Origin of the sequence: Listeria valentina (assembly GCF_011800755.1) — a bacterium.
Taxonomy (GTDB): Bacteria; Bacillota; Bacilli; order Lactobacillales; family Listeriaceae; genus Listeria; species Listeria valentina.
The window spans coordinates 21,938-41,630 of record NZ_JAATJW010000004.1 but is presented as its reverse complement, the minus strand read 5'-3'; the positions used below and the strand labels follow the sequence as shown (position 1 = coordinate 41,630).

General features: G+C 41.8%; 16 protein-coding genes and 1 pseudogene. 12 read left to right on the top strand and 5 right to left on the bottom strand.

From position 1 onward, the window contains the following. Window positions 1–134: 134 nt before the first annotated feature. Genes HCK02_RS01965 through HCK02_RS01955 form a run of 3 tightly spaced genes read left to right on the top strand, consistent with a single transcriptional unit; the run spans window position 135 to window position 3,931 of the window. Window positions 135–1,322, top strand: a complete 1,188-nt coding sequence (locus HCK02_RS01965) for a M20 family metallopeptidase (protein ID WP_167628508.1) — start codon at window positions 135–137, stop codon at window positions 1,320–1,322. Further along, window positions 1,322–2,731 carry an MFS transporter gene (locus tag HCK02_RS01960; RefSeq protein ID WP_167628470.1) on the top strand — a complete coding sequence of 470 codons (1,410 nt, stop codon included), beginning with the start codon at window positions 1,322–1,324 and terminating at the stop codon, window positions 2,729–2,731. Before HCK02_RS01965 ends, HCK02_RS01960 begins: the two co-directional genes overlap by 1 nt. Window positions 2,732–2,743: 12 nt before the next feature. After that, window positions 2,744–3,931, top strand: coding sequence for an amidohydrolase (locus tag HCK02_RS01955; RefSeq protein ID WP_167628469.1), 1,188 nt, complete (start codon window positions 2,744–2,746; stop codon window positions 3,929–3,931). 288 nt (window positions 3,932–4,219) lie between these two features. On the opposite strand, the pseudogene licT reads toward HCK02_RS01955, so the two are convergent. Continuing rightward, window positions 4,220–5,055: pseudogene (licT, locus tag HCK02_RS01950) on the bottom strand (BglG family transcription antiterminator LicT). A 273-nt stretch (window positions 5,056–5,328) separates the two neighbouring features. On the opposite strand from licT, the gene HCK02_RS01940 reads away from it, so the two are divergent. The 7 genes from HCK02_RS01940 (at window position 5,329) to HCK02_RS01910 (ending at window position 12,620) form a co-directional block, all read left to right on the top strand. Next, entirely contained in the window at window positions 5,329–5,508 is a 180-nt protein-coding gene (locus HCK02_RS01940) for a hypothetical protein (RefSeq protein WP_167628467.1), read from the top strand. 63 nt (window positions 5,509–5,571) lie between these two features. Continuing rightward, window positions 5,572–5,970 carry a VOC family protein gene (locus HCK02_RS01935; RefSeq protein WP_167628466.1) on the top strand — a complete coding sequence of 133 codons (399 nt, stop codon included), beginning with the start codon at window positions 5,572–5,574 and terminating at the stop codon, window positions 5,968–5,970. Between the two features lie 48 nt (window positions 5,971–6,018). Further along, window positions 6,019–6,525, top strand: coding sequence for a ClbS/DfsB family four-helix bundle protein (locus tag HCK02_RS01930; protein ID WP_167628465.1), 507 nt, complete (start codon window positions 6,019–6,021; stop codon window positions 6,523–6,525). A 354-nt stretch (window positions 6,526–6,879) separates the two neighbouring features. Continuing rightward, the gene (locus HCK02_RS01925) at window positions 6,880–8,982 is read left to right on the top strand and encodes a BglG family transcription antiterminator (RefSeq protein ID WP_167628464.1); all 2,103 of its coding nucleotides are present in this window, start codon (window positions 6,880–6,882) and stop codon (window positions 8,980–8,982) included. 21 nt (window positions 8,983–9,003) lie between these two features. Next, window positions 9,004–10,197, top strand: a complete 1,194-nt coding sequence (locus HCK02_RS01920) for a glycine C-acetyltransferase (protein ID WP_167628463.1) — start codon at window positions 9,004–9,006, stop codon at window positions 10,195–10,197. Between the two features lie 57 nt (window positions 10,198–10,254). Then, window positions 10,255–11,220: an L-threonine 3-dehydrogenase gene (locus HCK02_RS01915; RefSeq protein WP_167628462.1), complete on the top strand. Its 966-nt coding sequence runs from the start codon at window positions 10,255–10,257 to the stop codon at window positions 11,218–11,220. A gap of 77 nt (window positions 11,221–11,297) precedes the next feature. Further along, window positions 11,298–12,620 carry an APC family permease gene (locus HCK02_RS01910; RefSeq protein WP_167628461.1) on the top strand — a complete coding sequence of 441 codons (1,323 nt, stop codon included), beginning with the start codon at window positions 11,298–11,300 and terminating at the stop codon, window positions 12,618–12,620. A gap of 87 nt (window positions 12,621–12,707) precedes the next feature. Here the strand turns inward: HCK02_RS01910 and HCK02_RS01905 are convergent, their stop codons facing one another. From HCK02_RS01905 to HCK02_RS01890, 4 genes are all read right to left on the bottom strand, one after another. Further along, on the bottom strand, window positions 12,708–13,730 hold the full coding sequence (locus tag HCK02_RS01905; RefSeq protein ID WP_167628460.1) for a WxLIP family cell surface protein: 1,023 nt from the start codon (window positions 13,728–13,730) through the stop codon (window positions 12,708–12,710). A 70-nt stretch (window positions 13,731–13,800) separates the two neighbouring features. Continuing rightward, complete coding sequence (locus HCK02_RS01900) at window positions 13,801–14,463, bottom strand: WxL domain-containing protein (RefSeq protein WP_167628459.1); 663 nt, start codon at window positions 14,461–14,463, stop codon at window positions 13,801–13,803. 36 nt (window positions 14,464–14,499) lie between these two features. Further along, complete coding sequence (locus HCK02_RS01895) at window positions 14,500–16,467, bottom strand: L-type lectin-domain containing protein (RefSeq protein WP_167628458.1); 1,968 nt, start codon at window positions 16,465–16,467, stop codon at window positions 14,500–14,502. A gap of 140 nt (window positions 16,468–16,607) precedes the next feature. Further along, window positions 16,608–17,222 (bottom strand): cyclic nucleotide-binding domain-containing protein, encoded by a 615-nt coding sequence (locus HCK02_RS01890; protein WP_167628457.1) that lies wholly within the window; start codon window positions 17,220–17,222, stop codon window positions 16,608–16,610. Between the two features lie 302 nt (window positions 17,223–17,524). On the opposite strand from HCK02_RS01890, the gene HCK02_RS01885 reads away from it, so the two are divergent. Both HCK02_RS01885 and HCK02_RS01880 read left to right on the top strand, forming a co-directional pair. Further along, the gene (locus tag HCK02_RS01885) at window positions 17,525–18,187 is read left to right on the top strand and encodes a response regulator transcription factor (RefSeq protein WP_167628456.1); all 663 of its coding nucleotides are present in this window, start codon (window positions 17,525–17,527) and stop codon (window positions 18,185–18,187) included. Continuing rightward, window positions 18,174–19,559, top strand: coding sequence for a sensor histidine kinase (locus tag HCK02_RS01880; RefSeq protein WP_167628455.1), 1,386 nt, complete (start codon window positions 18,174–18,176; stop codon window positions 19,557–19,559). Before HCK02_RS01885 ends, HCK02_RS01880 begins: the two co-directional genes overlap by 14 nt. The last annotated feature ends 134 nt before the right edge of the window (window positions 19,560–19,693 follow it).

The following is a 19,693-nucleotide window of genomic DNA, read 5'->3' as shown; positions in this document are numbered from 1 at the left end:
TCAATCACAAGCTTAAAACAAAAAACACCCCTAAACAACACAAAAAACGTTCCTACTCTGCCGTTTAAACTAGCTATAATAAGGATGTCATTATCGATTATTCATTTTTATAGGAGGAAAAAATCATGAACGACATGAAAGAAGAACTTTTTAAACGTTTAGACGACAAAAAGGATCGGATTGTGAGCATCCGACGTCATTTGCATGAACATCCAGAATTATCCTTCCACGAAGCCAATACCAAACAATACATCGTCGATTTCTACCGTGACAAAGATTGCGACGTTCAAACCTTTACTGGCGGAAATGGCGTAGTTGTCACGATCGATAGCGGGAAACCTGGGAAAGCCCTCGCTATTCGCGCCGACTTTGACGCGCTTCCAATTAAAGAAGAAACGGGCCTTCCTTTTGCTTCGCAAAACGAAGGCGTGATGCATGCTTGCGGCCATGATGGTCACACAGCTTACATGCTCATCCTCGCAGAAACTTTAATTGAATTAAAAGATCAATTTACAGGTAAAATCAAAGTGTTGCACCAACCTGCCGAAGAAGTTCCTCCAGGTGGCGCGCTTCAAATGATCAAAGATGGCGTCTTAGAAGGCGTCGACAACGTTCTTGGCATCCACGTGATGAGTCCAATGGAAACAGGCGGCGTTTTCTACCGTGAAGGTGCTATCCAAACCGGTCGCTCTTACTTCAACGTGACCATCCAAGGAAAAGGCGGACACGGCTCATCGCCTCACATGGCAAATGATGCCATCGTTGCAGCAAGCTATTTTGTAACCGCGATTCAAACTGTCATTAGTCGCCGCTTAGATCCATTCAGCGTTGGCACCATCACAATCGGATCTTTCGATGGCAAAGGTCAATTTAACGTCATTAAAGATCATGTTACACTTGAAGGTGATGTGCGTGCGATGAACGAAGAAACACGCAAACTAATCCAAACTGAAATTACACGTATTTTAGACGGCATCAAAGCCATGTTTGGCGTTACTTACGAACTCGACTATCAAAATGACTATCCCGTTTTGATGAATGACGAAAAATTGACCGATTTCGTTTCCCAAACACTAAAAGACGCAAACATCGAAGAAGTAACCGAAGTGACTCGCTGTGAGCCACAACCACCTTCCGAAGATTTTGCTTACTATGCTGAAAAAGTGCCAAGTTGTTTCTTCTACGTAGGCGCAAAACCAGCAAACGGCGTATTTTACCCACATCACCATCCAAAATTTGACATTAACGAAGACTGCTTGCTAATTGCTGCTAAATCAATGGGCGCAGTGGTTTCTGAATACTTGAAAGGAAGTGCAAACTAATGCAACAAGAACAAACCACTTATAAAGGAACGAACCGACTGATTATCGGGATCGTATTTGGAGTACTTACCTTCTGGCTCTTCGCTCAGTCCATGGTAAATATCGTCCCCGCAATTCAAAGCGATATTGGAATTTCTTCTGATTTACTCAACATCGCAATTAGTCTTACTGCCCTTTTCTCCGGTATTTTCATCGTTGTTGCTGGAGGACTAGCAGATAAATTTGGTCGAATGAAACTTACTTACATCGGGCTTATTTTAAGTATTCTTGGCTCACTTTTAATCGTTTTAGCGCACGGCCCACTTCTTCTCATTATCGGTCGTGTTATTCAAGGACTTTCTGCAGCTTGTATCATGCCAGCAACTCTTTCTCTCATGAAAACGTACTTTGACGGAAAGGACCGCCAACGTGCCTTAAGTTATTGGTCGATCGGCTCTTGGGGCGGATCCGGATTCTGTTCTTTCGTCGGTGGTGCGATCGCAACTTACATGGGCTGGCGCTGGATTTTCATCATTTCGATTATCATCGCACTTCTTGGTATGCTTCTCATTAAAGGCACACCAGAAAGCAAAGTGGCTCAAACAGAAAGTAAAGGTCGCTTCGATACATGGGGTCTTGTTACTTTCGTTATCGCAATGGTTTGTTTAAACCTTGTCATCACACGTGGCTCAACATTTGGTTGGACAAGCCCAACAACGATCATCATGATTCTTGTTTTCCTTATCAGTGCCTTTTTCTTCTTCCGCATTGAATTACGCCAAACAAGCGGCTTTATCGAATTCAGCCTCTTCAAAAATATGGCTTACAGCGGCGCAACACTTTCTAATTTCTTGCTAAATGCGGCAGCTGGAACACTCGTAGTAGCAAACACTTACGTCCAAGTAGGGCGTGGCTTCACTGCTTTCCAATCAGGCTTACTCACACTCGGCTATGTCGTTTGCGTGCTTGCAATGATTCGTGTTGGTGAAAAATTACTACAAAAAATCGGGGCAAGAAAACCAATGATTTTCGGCTCCCTAATAACGGCAATCGGGATTGCGCTCATGGCCATGACCTTCTTGCCTAATTTGATTTACTTGATCTTTGTCTTCGTAGGATATGCTTTCTTCGGCCTAGGACTTGGCATCTATGCAACTCCTTCGACCGATACAGCCGTATCCAATTCACCAGAAGATAAAGTCGGTGTGGCATCAGGAATTTACAAAATGGCGAGCTCGCTAGGCGGATCTTTCGGTGTTGCCATTTCAGCAACCGTTTATGGCGTTATCGCAGCAAGTGGAAACATCGAAGTAGCAGCTATGGTCGGCTTACTTACCAATGTTGCTTTCTGTGTTCTTTCCCTAATTGCCGTCATCTTCATGACACCACATACAAAAAAAGCTGTTCAAACTGTACAAACGAACGAATAGGAGTTGTTTCGAATGCGTGATAAATTAATGAAGATGCTTGATGAGCGTCAAGATGAAATGGTCAAAATCAGACGCCATCTCCACAATCATCCCGAGCTGTCCTTCCAAGAAGACAAAACGGCTCAGTTCGTGCTTGATTTCTATCAAGGAAAGCCCGTTAAAATCGATCAAGAAGTCGGAAACGGTCACGGCATCATCGTAACCATCGAAGGTGCTAAACCTGGTAAAACAATTGGCCTTCGTGCTGATTTCGATGCGCTTCCAATCGAAGAAGAAACAGGTCTTCCCTTTGCTTCATCCGAAAAAGGCGTGATGCACGCTTGCGGTCATGATGGGCATACGGCGTATTTGCTTGTCCTTGCAGATTGCTTGATCGAACTAAAAGATGAACTAAAAGGTACGATTAAAATTATTCATCAACATGCCGAGGAGCTTCCTCCAGGTGGAGCCAAAAGCATGGTAGAATCCGGTTTACTAGATGATGTGGAACACATTTACGGCATTCATTTTTTCCCATTCAAGAAAGCAGGCGAAGTGGCTTACCATCCCGGCTACGCAATGGCCGGCCGAAGCTACTTCAAATTGCGTGTCCAAGGAAAAGGTGGTCACGGCTCGTCGCCGCACATGGCAAATGATTCAATCGTTGCGGGTTCCCATTTTGTGAACGCCGTCCAAACGATCGTTTCTCGCTCACTAAATCCTTTTGATATGGGGGTTGTGACGATCGGTTCGTTTGATGGTGCGGGACAATTTAACGTCATTAAGGATCATGTGACGCTTGAAGGCGATATGCGCTACATGACAAACGAAGTGGCAGACAAACTTGACGAACGCATTCGCGAAATCGTAAAAGGCATTGAAACAGAATTTGGTGTGACTTGCGAGCTTGAACTTACTCGTGACTATCCACCACTTTACAACAACGAAAAAATTACTATGGAAATTGCCAAAACGCTTGAGCAAAAAGGCATTGGTGACTATCTAACCTCCGTTAGCGAGTTCCCACAACTGTCCGGCTCCGAAGATTTTGCTTACTATCTAGAAAAAATTCCGGGCTCATTCTTCTATGTCGGTGCCGCTCCTAAAGGCGTCGAAAATCCTTACTTCAATCACCATCCGAAGTTTGATATTGATGAAGACGCCCTCCTCGTTGCAGCGAAATCTGTTGCAGATGTGGCGCTTGCCGATTTGTTTGCTTAAACAAAGAAGCAGTTTTTAAGGTTTTAGTTAGAGAGAACCATGCGCGTGCATGGTTCTCTTTTGCTTTCAGTATTGGCTAATTAATTGCTAAAAAGCTAATCTAATTTCGAAACTGACCAAAAAAGTGGAATAAATAGATTTCTTATCCCTTGTTCAGTACAGATAATAAGAAACCTAACTAGTAGGCTTTTTATTCGAGTCTCATTAATTTTGAAACACCATACCTTGATAACCACAAAAAAGCCTAGAATGTTTTTCTAGACTTTCTCGCACTGCACTCTTCCCTCACTAAGCATCTCCTGTTACTCGGTAAATATGAATCGTCAAATAAACCTGCTCATCACGCGTGAGCTCAGCTTGGTGAGTGCTTTTCAAATACTGATCTACTTTAAGCATACAGCGAAACGCTTCCGGGTACTTGATTTGCACTTGTTCATACAAAAAATCATCGCCCGATTCTTTGATCTCGTCCGTCAGCATGCGCTGCGCAAAGTACTGCAAATGCGTCACAAAACGCGTATAATTTAAAGACGTCTCATCAAGAACCATACCATAGTGATACGTCACGATATTTAAAATGTCTTGCACGATCTTTGTCATCTGCACCGTTGTCCGCATCTGCTGACCGTCTTGCCTTGCATTCACAATGTGCAGTGCAATAAATCCCGCTTCGTCTTCGCCAAGAAGCACGCCCAGTTCGTCTTGAACAATTCCGAGCGCCTTTAAGCCGACACGATATTCCGCGTGATAAAATCGCTTAATTTCAAACAATAATGCGTTTTTCATATCCATCCCTTGTTTGTGACGCGAAACCGCAAAATTGATGTGATCCGTGAGCGTGATGTAAATATTGTCGCTCAGCTCTGCGCCCAAAGCTTCTTTCGCATATTGAATGATATCATCCGCAACTCGAAACGTTTCTGGCGAAATTTCACTTAAGAGTTCCGTTAGCCGTTCTGACATTTCATCCGACTGCATCACAAACGTTTTTTCAATTTTTGTCTCATCGACCTCATCTCCGACTTTCTTTTGAAAAGCAATCCCCCGGCCATCACAACAATCTCTTTTGCATGTTCATTTTCTGCCCATACTACATTATTATTCAGTACCTTTTTTATTTTCATGCGGTTTACCCGTCCTTTCAAAAGAAAAAAACCTCAATCAATTTAATCACTGCATACCAAAAACAGCTCTTAAATTAACCCAGGTTTTGCCTGCCGAACAGTAACAATCCTTTTCATTATCCTTCTTTATTATAGTATACCAAGAAACCGTTTGCAAGCTTGTTTTCACTGGTTTTAGCCACTTTTTGTCCGTTACTTTTTTATTTTTGGGTTTCGTTCTTTTTCCTTCGGGTATATCAAGACTAGTTCGTAATTTTAAGGAGGATTTTAACGATGAAAGATGACTTAAAACCCAACTTGAAGGATTTACCGAAGGAAAAGAAGCAGCAGCCGGACATTAAGGATATTGCTAAGCAAAATGAGCGGGAAGATCCGCATGCTGAGCAAAATCAAATAAAACAAAAGCAACAGCAAGAAGCAAAACCTCATTTTCACAGACGAATATTAGATTAAATAAACTGCCCCGGATCATTTCGTAACAGATTGACCGGGGCTTTAAAATTGGAGGAGAATAGTATGGCACGACGTTTTGAAAATATCTTTGTCAATTTGCCTGTTAACAATCTCGATGAATCCATTGCTTTTTTCACAGAACTTGGTTTTGAATTCAACCCGGAATACACCGATGAAAATGCAACTTGCATGGTGCTCGGCGATAATTTATTCATTATGTTGCTGACAACTGAATTTATGAAACAATTTACGAAAAAACCAATCGGCCCGTTTGACACTGAAACATCTGTGATCACGGCTTTAGGCGCGACCTCCAAAGAAGAAGTAGACGAACTTTATGAAAAAGCCATTGCAGCTGGAGCAGAACGCGGCATGGAAATGAACGAAGGCGGGATGCTGAGCAAGAGTTTTTACGATCCGAATGGGCATTTGTTTGAAATTATGTATATGCCAAAAAATTGACCCTGACACCGTGTCATCCTTTATACTAGTCTTAAGGAGCTGATATAGATGGCACGACCGAAGACAAAAACCGAACTACTAGATGCTAGCAAGAAACAGTTTGATGGTCTTTTTAAAGAGATCGACACGCTCGGCGCAGAAGCGAAACGGGGAACCTTTCCATTTGAAGACCGCGACCGCAACATTCGCGATGTCCTCATCCACTTGCACGAGTGGCACAATATGATGGGGACTTGGTATGAAGTAGGCATGAGCGGCCAAAAGCCCGCCATCCCGAAAGAAGGCTACACGTTTAAAACGCTTCCTGCGCTTAACCTTGAAATTTGGAAGGCTTATCAGGATACGGACCTCGAAAGTGCTGAGCGTTTGCTTAAGGAAAGCCACCTTCGGATGATGGAATTAATCCGCGCACATACGGATGAGGAACTATTTACGAAGCGTTACTATCCTTGGACAAACACCACTTCACTCGGATCGTATTTGATTTCGAGCACTTCAAGTCACTATGACTGGGCAATTAAGAAAATTAAAAAGTATAAGCGGGAACTTGCGTGATCGTCAGGACGATCGCGCAAGTTCTTTTTTTGGATGGGTATTGATTCACGATTGGAGCTTTCTTCGTTATACTTAGAGAACAGTCATTATTCATTTTTCACAAGCCCTCTAAAATGTAAATGGCAAATGGATTCTCCCCCTTAGACTCTCTCCATGATTCCTTCCCATTTTTTCTGTCATTCACATGATTTTGTCCATTTCAATTGCTTTTTTTTGGACAAATTGGCAATTTGTTTATATTGCTTATTAATTAGCGCGGTCATAAGATATAAATGTAGAATAAAGCAGCCAAGTCTACACCAGCAGTTCTTGTAAATGGCAGAATGACCGGCGTTTTGGAAAGGAAGAAACCTGATGTATTTGTCCGCAAGAGCACGCATTATTCTCGAGAATATACTTTCTAAAAAACAGGATTTAAGTGTTTCTGAGCTTGCTCACTGGTTAAATGTTAGTGAACGCACGGTTCGCCGCGATCTAGAAGAGGTGCGCCAAACTTTGGCTCAATTTGAGCTTGTACTCGACAAGAAAGGTGGCCGTTTATCTGTAACAGGTGCCGATGAAAACCGTGAAGCGATTCTTCGGACGTTGCTTCAAAATGGTAAACATGAATTTACGCCTTTCGAACGAAAGCAACAGTTGCTCCAGATTTTGCTGAAAAAGACGGAACCGGTCAAACTCGTTTCGCTTGCTTATGAACTCAGCGTTACGGTAGCAACTATCAGCAGCGATCTTTCTCGTATGGAAGAAGATTGGCACGGCAAATTGCAAATTAAACGGCGGCGCGGAATCGGCGTAGTGCTTGAAGCGTCCATTGCGACAAAACGTGAGCTTATTCGTGAATTGATTTTTCAAGTGATTCCTAAAACGAAGTTGCAGCACTATTTCAGCGATTTAAAGGCATCTGCTTCGTCATCTGAGGAATTCACTTTTTTAAGCGCTTTCATTAACTTTGATTCGCTTAAAAAAACAGATTATGTTTTGACGCGCTGGATGAAAAAGCTCCCCTACGAAATCCAAGAAGATTCTTATCTGCATTTACTGCTTTATCTACTGATTGCTGTGAAACAAATTGAACTCGGTCAGTTTGCAGCGGAAAAGGACGATTCACCCATTTTTATTCAAGATTATCCAGAGTATGATATTGCCGAACGAATTTTGCAAGATGCCCTTCCGGAATTTTCTATTCCTGAAACAGAAAAAACGGAATTGACGATGCAAATTCTCGAATCGGAAATTCATACGGGAGAAGCGGTTTTCTATCGTAACGAAAAGGTTCAAGCCATTCGGATTGCTAAAAAGTTGATTTCACGTGTGACGCGTGAACTAGGGCTTCCACTTGCTGAGATGCCACTTCTTTTAGGGCTTTCTGAACACATTCAATACTCGCTTGTGCGGCTGAAAAAGAATCTGCCGCCAAACAACCCGCTACTCAGTTTGATCCGCTCCGAATTTGGCGAGTTGTTTGCTTCGGTACACAAAATTGCGTCAGAACTCTACCCGTTTCCTGACTTGCCAGAAGAAGAAAGCGGCTTTATCGTTTTGCACTTCGAAGCGGCGATTTTGCAGGCGGAAAACTTGCGTCCGTATAGCGCGCTTGTTGTGACTTCAAGAAGTAACGGCGTCGCTACTTGGATACGTGCCAAATTTAAGAAATTGCTTCCAAAATTCCAGAAAATGAAATTTGTCACGCCACTTGAACTCACGAAAGAAACGGATTTTGAGAAATACGACATCATTCTTTCTACAACGGAGTTAAGCGACTTTACGATGGATTACGAGTGGATTAGCATTTTCATTTCTGATGAGGAAATTGCAAAAATTGAAGCGAAACTTGAGCAAAAAGTAAGCACGAAAAAAAACAAGCAAGCTGTTCAAAATCACTTATTTGACACAAGTTTACCAAGTACTATTGCGGAACTGAAGCGTGTACATAATTATTCTGAGCTCGTTCTCTCGTTTCTTGAGTCGATGGTATTTGAGCAAGAAAGCTCCATGACGCGGAACGCGGAAGACAATCTTCGGAAATTAAGTGGGCGCATCGCGGAGTTGAACGAAAAGATCGATGGAACTGCACTTTTTAAAAAGCTAAACTCGCTTGAAGCGAAGCGGAAAATGATTTCTGCGGGGATGAACACGGGGATTTTTGTTGTGAATGCAAATGTGGACCGAGCCGCTCTTTTCACCTTTAAATTAGCCCATTCGATTGATTTTCAGGTGAGTGCCGAAGTGAAATCTGGAGTTTCGCTCGTGATGATTTTTGTTTTACCTTTTGAGCTTAATGCGGCGGAACTCGAAATTGTGACTTATTTGCTAAATATGCTCACAGAAGATGATAGTCTCGTGCCTCTAGCTGAGTCTGGCGGCAAGAAAAGCTTGGAAGCCTTTTTTGCGGTTAGTCTACGTGAATTTCTGGAACAAAAAAAGACACCAAACTTTTTTCATAAATCATATTTCTAAATAAATAGGAGGAATTTAAAAATGACAAGCTCAACGTTACATGATTTTTTAGCACCAAATTTGAAAGCGCTTCGCGAACAAGGATTATACAATGAAATTGACTCGCTGCAAGGTCCAAACGGTGCAGAAATTGAAATCAATAATAAGGACCTTATCAACTTATCATCAAACAACTATCTTGGTTTTTCAAATGATTCTCGCCTTAAGAAAAGTGGCATAGAAGCAACGGAAGAATTTGGGGTCGGTGCGGGCGCTGTACGTACGATCAACGGAACAATGACAATTCACGATCAACTTGAAAAGCGCATCGCGGAATTCAAACACACTGAAGCAGCTATCGCTTTTCAGTCTGGCTTCAACTGTAATATGGGGGCCATTTCTGCTGTCATGACGAAAAAAGATGCCATCATTTCGGACGAGCTGAACCACGCTTCGATCATTGACGGTTGCCGTCTTTCTGGGGCTAAAGTCATCCGCGCACGCCATCAAGATATGGATCATTTGCGTGAACTGGCAAAACAAGCAACGGAAAGTGGCGAATACGAAAAAGTTATGTATATCAGCGATGGTGTCTTCTCTATGGACGGCGATGTGGCTAAAATTCCAGAAATCGTTGAAATCGCACAAGAATTCGGGTTGATTACTTATATTGATGATGCACACGGTTCAGGCGTTATGGGTGGCGGTGCTGGAACAGTCAAGCACTTTGGTTTATCAGACAAAATCGATTTCCAAATTGGAACTCTTTCAAAAGCGATTGGCGTTGTTGGCGGTTATGTTGCGGGCTCTAAGGAACTCATCGACTGGCTTAAAGTTCGCGCTCGTCCATTTCTATTTTCTACTTCGCTTACTCCTGGTTCGGCTGCAGCTTGTATCACAGCCTTTGACTTGATGGAAAAAGAACCAGAAACGATTGACAAGCTTTGGGAAAACGGAACTTATTTGAAAGCTGGCTTAAAAGAGCTTGGATTCGATATCGGTCACTCGGAAACTCCGATCACACCTTGTATTATCGGAGACGAAAACTTAACACAAAAATTCTCACGTCGTTTGCTCGAAGAAGGCGTTTATGCAAAATCAATCGTCTTCCCTACTGTGCCTAAGGGAACAGGTCGTGTACGTAACATGCCAACTGCGGCGCATACGAAAGAAATGCTCGACCAAGTACTCGCGATCTATGAAAAAGTTGGAAAAGAACTTGGTGTAATTAGCTAATTAAAACACAAAATAAAGTTAAGCAAGAAAAGCAAGTTAAACTTGGAGGAAATTTGAATGAAGAAAATTTTAATTACCGGATGCCTTGGACAAATTGGTTCAGAATTAACTACTCGCTTGCGTGAAGACTATGGAACAAATAACGTGGTTGCAACAGATATTCGCAAAATCGATAGCCCTGTTTGCAATGAAGGAATTTTTGAAATCTTAGATGTGACAGACAAAGAAAAAATGCAAGCTTTAGCTGAAAAATATGAAGTAGATACTTTAATTCATTTAGCAGCACTTCTTTCAGCAGTTGCTGAAGCCAAACCTCAACTTGCTTGGGACCTTAATATGGGTGGTCTTATGAATGCACTTGAAGTGGCTCGCGAACTCAATTTGAAATTCTTCACACCGAGCTCGATCGGCTGTTTTGGACCAGGAACACCAAGTAAAAATACGCCACAAGATACTTTGCAACGTCCGACAACTATGTATGGGGTAACCAAAGTAGCTGGTGAACTTCTTTGCGATTATTATCATACAAAATTTGGCGTTGATACACGTGGCGTTCGCTTCCCGGGACTTATTTCTTACAAAACACTTCCTGGCGGCGGAACCACTGACTATGCTGTGGATATTTACTACGAAGCGCTTAAAAAGGGACATTATGATTCCTTTATCGGAAAAGGGACTTTCATGGATATGATGTACATGCCAGATGCAATTGATGCGATCGTTCAGTTGCTTGAAGCTGATCCAAGTCGCCTTGTTCACCGTAACGCTTTTAATATTACGGCAATGAGTGTGGATCCAGAACAAGTGGCCGCTTCGATCAAAAAGGTAATGCCTGACTTTACGCTTGGATATGACGTTGATCCAGTTCGTCAACAAATTGCTGATTCTTGGCCAGATTCGCTCGATACAAGTTGCGCAAAAGATGAATGGGGATTCGCACCGAAATATAATCTTGATCGTATGACACAAGATATGCTTGAAAAATTATCAAAAAAAATGCAGAATACTAGTATGGCAAATTAAATACGTTTTGCTTACAGCATAAAAAATGAGCTGGGGAAGCAAAATCAACTTGCTTTCCTAGCCAGTTAGGGGAATTTATGGAACAACAAAAACTAAAAAAAGAGATTGGGTTTTTCACGGCACTGACTGTTGTTGTCGGAACTGTAATTGGGTCGGGAGTATTTTTCAAACCAGAAGCCGTATTTTCTGCAACTGGAACGGCAGGGCTCGGACTTCTTGCTTGGATACTCGGTGGTGTCATTACGATTTGTGGTGGTTTGACGGCAGCAGAATTATCGGCAGCAATTCCTGAAACTGGCGGAATGGTCGTTTATCTTCGCAAAACTTATGGGAAGCTTGCCTCATACATGTTGGGGTGGGCACAGACGATCATTTATTTTCCAGCAAACATCGCTGCCCTCTCGATTATCTTTGCAACACAGGTAGCCAATTTATTTGGTACAAGCGACAACATTATCATTCCCGTTGCGATAGCAGCAGCCGCATTTATTATGCTCATGAATTTTCTCGGAGCCAAAATTGCGGGTTCTTTCCAGGCGATCACAACGATTTGTAAGCTCGTTCCTTTAGCACTTATTATTATTTTTGGGTTATTCCATCAGGGCGATGTAGCATTTCGTTTGTTTCCAATGAGCGTTGAGGATCATCCGTTTCTCACGAGTCTCGGTTCGGGGCTTGTAGCTACAATGTTCGCGTATGACGGCTGGATTCACGTTGGAAATATTGCGGGCGAAATGAAAAATCCGAAAAAAGACTTGCCAAAAGCGATTGTAATTGGGCTAACAAGCGTCATGGTCGTTTACTTACTGATCAACATTGCATATCTAATGGTCATGCCAGCAGCATCTCTTGCCGCAACGGCAACACCTGCAGCAGATGCAGCTAACTTGATCTTCGGTTCTATCGGCGGAAAACTGATCACAATAGGTATCCTTATTTCCGTGTTTGGAACGATCAATGGGTATACAATGACAGGAATTCGGATTCCATATGCGATGGCGTTACAAAATCAACTGCCATTCAGCGGCTGGTTCCGTAAACTTGGAAAAACAGCGGTTCCTTACAACAGCGGGATTATTATTTTGATCATTTCGATCATCATGATTTTCTCTGGTCAATTTAACCAATTGACTGACATGTTGATTTTTGTTATTTGGATTTTCTATACGTTGATTTTCATCGCTGTCTTTATTTTGAGAAAACGCGAACCAGATCTTGCACGGCCATACAAAGTCCCTTTCTATCCGATCATTCCGATCATCGCGATTCTCGGTGGAGCTTTCATCGTTTTAAACACACTATTTACGCAACCTGCTAATGCCGGCATTGGGCTCTTGCTCACTGCAATTGGGCTTCCAATCTACTTTTATAAGAAGCGCAAAGGGCATTTGAATGATTAAGAGACAACCTAAAAAATGATTCTAGAAGCCAGAAAAACAGAAATTCGGGAGTAAAATACTTCCGGATTTCTGTTTTTTTACCAACTATCAACTTTTGCTTCGCTTCCGGCTTCTGATGACGAAAAACATCAGGATTCCGACCACAGCAACAAGCCCGCCCGCTGCAATCAAGCTGCTTTTTAAAATGGAATGTTGCTCTTTCGGAAGTAAAAGCGCCTCTTTATTAAGCTCCTCGTCTTTCTCGCGGATCACAAAGCCCTTCCGAAAATCCCACTTGTGCCCTGCCCCGTCGTGTGCCTTCAGTCGCAGTAAGTATTTCCCTGGCGTAAGTTTTTCACCGTCCCACGGAATCGTAAAATCATAATTGGAATTTGGCGCCATCGCTTGATTGTCACGACTCGCGCTATGAAGTACACGCTCTTCTCCGCGCTTTAAAACCTGCGCCTCTACATGCAAATCTGAAAGAATCGTCGGCGCAGTGTTTTGAATGTTTGCCGAAACCATCGTCTGATAATTCTCAAGCCCCGGCTTCACTTCATTTAATCGCAAATCTGGCGTCACCGGTTCATCCGATTCCGTTAATTTCACCCCGATCACGTAGGAAAAATCATTTTTCACTTGAACCTTTTTCGCTTCCGACGTATCTGGATTCGCCTCTTTTTTGTGCACATAAAAACCACCCAAAACCATTCCAGAAAACGGCCGCGCCGGCATTTGAAGCGTGAAATCTACCTTTTTCTCCTCGCCTCGTGCTAGCTTCACTTCTTTTTTGCTAGAAATCAATTGTTCAAAGTTTACCTCGAGCGAATTATCCGGCTTGTCATTTGATGCCCCGTAATTGATCACACCATTTCGATTCGTCGTCGCCCGGTTCGGCTCCACCAAAATGGTTGCCGATTCTCCCGCCTTATTTTTAAGCGTTAGCGAAATTATTTGCTTTTCTCCCGACTTCATCCGCAAATCAAAAAATGTTTTCGTTTTATCCAGTTGATTAGCAGGAATATTCGCTTGGACACTATAATTCATATTGCTTGCCTCTGCATGTACCATTAACTCTAAAAAAATCCCGATCCCGATGACTACACCACTTAAAACCCGATTTATACCCATCCTCATTTCCTTCCTATTTCAAATGGCAATTAATCTAAAAGAGACTAATTGCCATTTAAATTTGTTTGATTTATTTTGTTGGCGCGTCAAACAAGCTCCAGCTTAAAGTTGCGCTATATTCCCCCGAATAATTACCAGCAGGCACTGAAAGTTTGATTCCTTCCCCGTCTAATACATCTGCCCAAGAACCCATCCCAGAATCCTTGTCCGCTTGCATCAAAGTAGCCGTACTTTGCCCGTCCGCTTCCAGTTTCACTGCAAATTCTTCCGGTTTTTTCGAAACGTTCCCAGCAGTCGTTTGCAAATGCCCATCCGGAATCACAAGCTCCGCACCTTTTAGTACCTTATCCGTATCCTTCGCATTCGAAAACGCAGAAAGTCCTACTTGAAGCGCCCATCCTTGTCCTTCACCACGACGGTCCGAAACTTGGATATTGGGATTTTTTGCCGTGATCGAAAAAGTTTCCGCGTCTTCCGTCAATTCATGCTCGCCAAATTCAAACGGCGTCACCTTATCAATTGTGAGTAAGCCCACATCCCCTGTTTCCCCCGTGTGATCGTTTGGGTCTTCATTCGGAATAACTGGATCTACTGGTTTATCGGCATTGCCCGGTTGAAGTTTGACCTGTACTTGTGATGTTGCTGCATCTCCAGCCGCTATACTCGTTTGTGCACCAAGTGAAAGCACCGCTACTCCGCCAAGAATGGCTACTACTAATTTTTCTTTTTTCATGTTAATTTCCTCTTTTCTTTTTATTTTCACAGCAAGTTATGCCGGGGTGTCTTCAAGTACCCACTCAACCGTTCCGCTGTATTCTCCACTATAATTTGCTGGACTAAGTTCAATACCAAGCCCTGCTTTTTCGCCCCACTCTAAACTTTGGAGCGGACTATCCGTCGTTTTCCCCGAGCGAATTTGAATCAAATTATCCTGTTCCAACTGATGAGCTTCACCCGTTTCATCTAAATAATAAAACTGGTCGATCTGATGACCTTCCTTCGAAGCGAGCGGTTCCTTCAAGCGAGCCTTTAAATTCCAGCCGCTACCTTCCCCGCGTGTATCCAAAATCGCCATCTTTTCCGCAAACTTGGCACGAATCATCGTCGGTTTATCCATCGGAATTTCGCTCAGTTCAAATTTAAAATTCGGCAGTTCCGCAAATTTCAAAGTTCCTCGCACAACAAGGACGAGCTTGTCGACATTCGACTTTGCCCCTTCCTTATCCACCGCGTAGACCATCATTTGATGAACACCCAGCTTCAAATTTTCCGAATTCAGATCAATACTAAAATTATGATTGACATTCTTCGGATTATTTTCCTGTCGTTCCAGTTTTTGCAGCTCACCGTCATCAATTTTATAGTACAAATTGACCCAATCGCTGTCTGGATCCGTCCATCCGCCAAGAATTTGCGGCTTCTGAATACCCAAGTTTTCAATATCCACAATCCCGCCAGAATTCCGCAATTTCACAACAGGCGCCACATTACTTTTAACCGTATACGTAACTGGGCTAGAATGGGTGATGAGGTTTTCGCCAACTGAAGTTGCTTCCTCCGTCACCGTGTGGTCTTCCGGAACTTGATGAGGCTGAACCTCAAAACGAATTTTCTTCTTTGCCCCGTCCTGCTTCAAATCGCCAAGCGGGACTTGCAACTGACTACCTTCAAAATAGCTTTCATCAAGACCGATTTCTTCACCGTCCTCGCCAACAAGCCGAAGCGAGCCCGCCACATGACTGACAAACTCATTCAACTTCTTCTTCAAGATAATATTTTTCCAGTTATCTTTCCCTGTAAAATAAGACGTATCAATTTCATAAGTGAGCATTTCGTCTGCATAAACGTCGCCTTTATCAACCGACTTTTTCGACCGCGTATCAAAAACACGTTCCGTCGTTTCGCCTTCAATCCGCCCCGGCAGCTCCTCGAAAATCGCTCTACTTTCCGAAAACTGTGTCCCCGTTGCGCCAGTAAAACCCCAATAAACTTGCCGCGTTCCAAATGTTTTTAATACATCAATCGGCACATGAACATCGCGCAAGTTATCAAATTTATACGTCAACTGCGACAAATCAGCATCCCAGTTTACCGTGAACAAATGCCACTTTCCATCTGATAAATAATCCCCATTTGGAAAAACGGGATCCCCGTGAATAAGTGAACGACTGGAACCAAGTAGTGACCACTCATCCTTGTAGGTCTCCTCTTGATCCGGATACCCCCAAGCGATGTGATTACGATCCTTCACAAGCATGCCATCAAACTTGCTATCATAATGCGTATCAAATTCCACTGCAAAAGAACGCTTAATCGCAAGCCCAAACTTCTTATAACTGAGCGAATCCCAAACTCCAAGCCGCGCGCTATCACCCGTTCGGAAAGCATCATTTTTAAACGGATCCGCCTGCATCACAAAAGCAGCACCATCCGCAGCTCGCTTCCCTTTGTTTCCAAAATTTAGGTACATCGACGTCTTAAAATTCTTCGTGAGATCCATCTCGTAGCCATCCAAATTCCAGATAGCCCCTACTTGATTTTTCTTGTTCGCCGTAATTTCAGCAATATCTTGATTTTCCGCTTCAGTCACCGAACTATTTGTCCCTTGCGGCGCCTTAAAAACATCTTTCAGTTTGATTCCTTCTGGTGGTGTACTTTCTCCACTTGCATAAGCCACAACAGGCATCCCCATACAGATTACGAAAGCAAATAAAAAAAGCATCCAAGCTCGTTTCACTCTTGCACCTCCTTAGTCATTCCTGAATTCGGTACGGCTCTTTTTGCCGCGAACTCTATTCTTGCATGCTTGCGTAATTTTCAGGTGTGGCTAATGTGTAGTTAATGTAAATTTTTCTATCTTTCAATGACGAGGCGAATTTAAATACCTAATATCTCTTCAACGTGCCTGCTTAGATTCAGATAGGACAACACATAAATTTGTTCCATTTTCAAAACGATATTTTGATTGACCAAATAAAGTAAAAACTTCTCTTTTTCCTTATTTGTCAGTGAAGTTGTACAAAATAATCGAAGAAATTCTTGTTCATCCATTGTTTCAATGGATTTTTTGGTTTGTTGCATCCGAATGATCAATTGCCACAAACCTTTCTGAGCTATTCTTTCTTGCTTCTCCGCTAAGCCTAACCACCTGCTGTAACGCTCTGCATCTCGACAGGAAATCCTTACTAACAGACTCATTGGACAACTTTTAACTGCAAACTCAAGTGGAATTTTCCAAAGTACTGCATCTGTCACTGGCTTGTAAATCTTTTTTTCCTCAGAATGAAAGCCAAAATAATCACCTTCACCGATAAACGCATGATGTTTCTCTACATTCATCTCCCAGAAAAAAGCTCCCTCATCAATCAAATAAAGCATTTCTTTACATGGAATAAAGCTTTCGTTTTTCGATAAATAAATTAGTTCAGCATCATTCAAAAAATCTTGATGATCCATAAAGCAAGGAAAAAATTTCTTTTTAAATTTATTCATTTTCTTACCTGCCTTGACCTATTTATCTCAAAATCAATTCTTTTCCTTTGCCTATCTCTTCATTGTTACGATTTATTGTTTCACATTCCTATGATTTTCAAATGAGGTCAATATGTAATTTATGTAAAAAATATATTGTTTTCTACTATTCCTTTTGACTATTAAAAAATTATCGTTTTTAAGTCTATCTTAACTAAAAGCACTCTGTTATAATCTTTATGCGCGGAAATACGATTACAAATTTAAAAACGCACAAGAGGACTTTCCAATTGTTGTAAAAATACCTTTTGGAGGAGATAATTTTGAAATACCGAATTTTAGTGGTAGAAGATCAAGCTGACATTTGTACGGCTATTCAAGCTTCGATGACTCGGATGGGCTATGACATCGTTGCAGTAGAAAATGGCGAAGAAGCTTGGGATTTATTCCGAAACGAAGAGTTTCACGTCGTCCTAACCGACATGATGCTACCTGGAATGTCTGGTGAAGAGCTGATCAAGCGAATCCGCGAAAACAGTGATATCCCAATTATTGTTATCAGCGCTTTAACTGATGAACTATTCCAAATCAATGTCTACGAATACAAAATTGATGACTACATCAGCAAGCCTTTTTCCATGAATTTACTTGCTTACAAAATTGAAGCCGTTATTAGGCGCACTTATACAGAAAGCCTGACAGAAATCGACTACAGAGGCGTTCACTTGATCGTCAACAATTATGAAACTTTTTATCTAGGAAAGCTTGTTGATTTAACAGCTAAAGAATTCGAATTACTTCAAACTCTCTTACTCGGAAAAGGGAAAATCTATACACGCGAAGAATTGCTCGATATTATTTGGGGCTATCATTATTTAGGAGATACAAGAACAATCGACATGCACATCAAAAATATCCGAAAAAAGCTTTTCCCAGAATTGATTACAACCGTCAAGGGAGTTGGATATCGTATTGAAAGAAGCTAATCGTCGCACACCAATAACTTTATTTTATCGAAATTGGTTCACGAACTTCATTAGTGTCGGTCTGACTTTATTTCTTTTCTTTCTCATTATGGCCTTACTACTGATTACAAATATTCAAAAACAGCAGCAAGAAGCCTTCAAAAAAGAATCTGAAAAAATTTTTTCTATTTATAAACAACAAGATATCGCTCAAAATATCGACAATATGTCGATTAAACAGGACTATATTATCTTTATTTTTAAAAACGGCAAGCTTGATTACACAAATTTAAACATCAAAAAAGATCCAAATGGCAATCAATTGACCGTTTCTAGTTACAAAAATTATTTTAATTCGCTAAACTCCGATTATTTAAAATATGAAAAAACCGAGTCACCCTATCACATCTTCATTTCCACCATCAACGATCTTTCACCTCACGCCATACTAGCGATATCAAAAGAAGTTATTCTTTACGGATTGCTTTTGGGCATTCTTGTTTCCTTTGTACTTTCAGCCATTTACTCAAGAAACTTAAAAAAACAATTTAACGAATTAAACACATTCATTGACTCCTACAAAACCATTTCGCCCGATCAGCCATCCAAAAAGCGGACGTTAATTTCCGAATTTCAAGTCCTCGAAGAAAACATCTCAGAAATGTTCCGCAAACTCGACGAAGCTTCGCGCAATCTAGAATCTCAATACCAAAAAGAACAGAAAAAGCAAACCGATCGGATTGACTTCATTCGCGGGAGCAATCACGAACTTAAAACGCCAATCATGTCGCTCCGCCTCATCTTGGAAGGCATGCTAAACGATTTCCCCGAATACGCCGATAAGCCCTATCACATGCAAGTGGCAATCAAAAAACTGGATGACATGACTAGCCTCGTTAACGAAATCATGGATGCTTCGCGGCTTGAAATCGAATTTACAGAAGGAAAAACCGACTTAGCGGAAGCGGTCAAGAACACGCTGGAATGGTTTGAGCCAATTAGTTTGGACCAAAATATCACGATGGACTTGAGCAAATTAGATCGCGAAATGACGATCAACATTCCAGATAAGCATCTCAAGAAAGTCTGCTCCAATTTGATCAGCAACGCTTTAAAATACTCCCCGAGCGACTCCACCATCAAGATTGGCTACCGGCCCAGCCGCAATATTTTTTATATCAAAAACAAAATTAACAGTCCCGTTCAGCTGGACGTAAAAGAAATTGTCCGACCTTTCCACACCCAAGATTCTAGCGAAAACTTCCCTAGCCACGGTCTTGGCTTGTTCGTCGTCGATAATATCCTCGCCAAATATGATTATCGCTATCAAATTGTGCAAAATCCTGACGAGTTTATCTTTATGATTAAACTCACGCAAAACAACTCGTTCTGAAAAACTCAGTTCGGGTTGTTTTAAATTTGTAAGCCTTACACACTAAAAAAGCAAATAACGCCAATTTTTGATTTTCATTTACTAAAAATCCATGTTTTCCGTGAATTTAGTTATGGTATACTTTTTGGATGAAA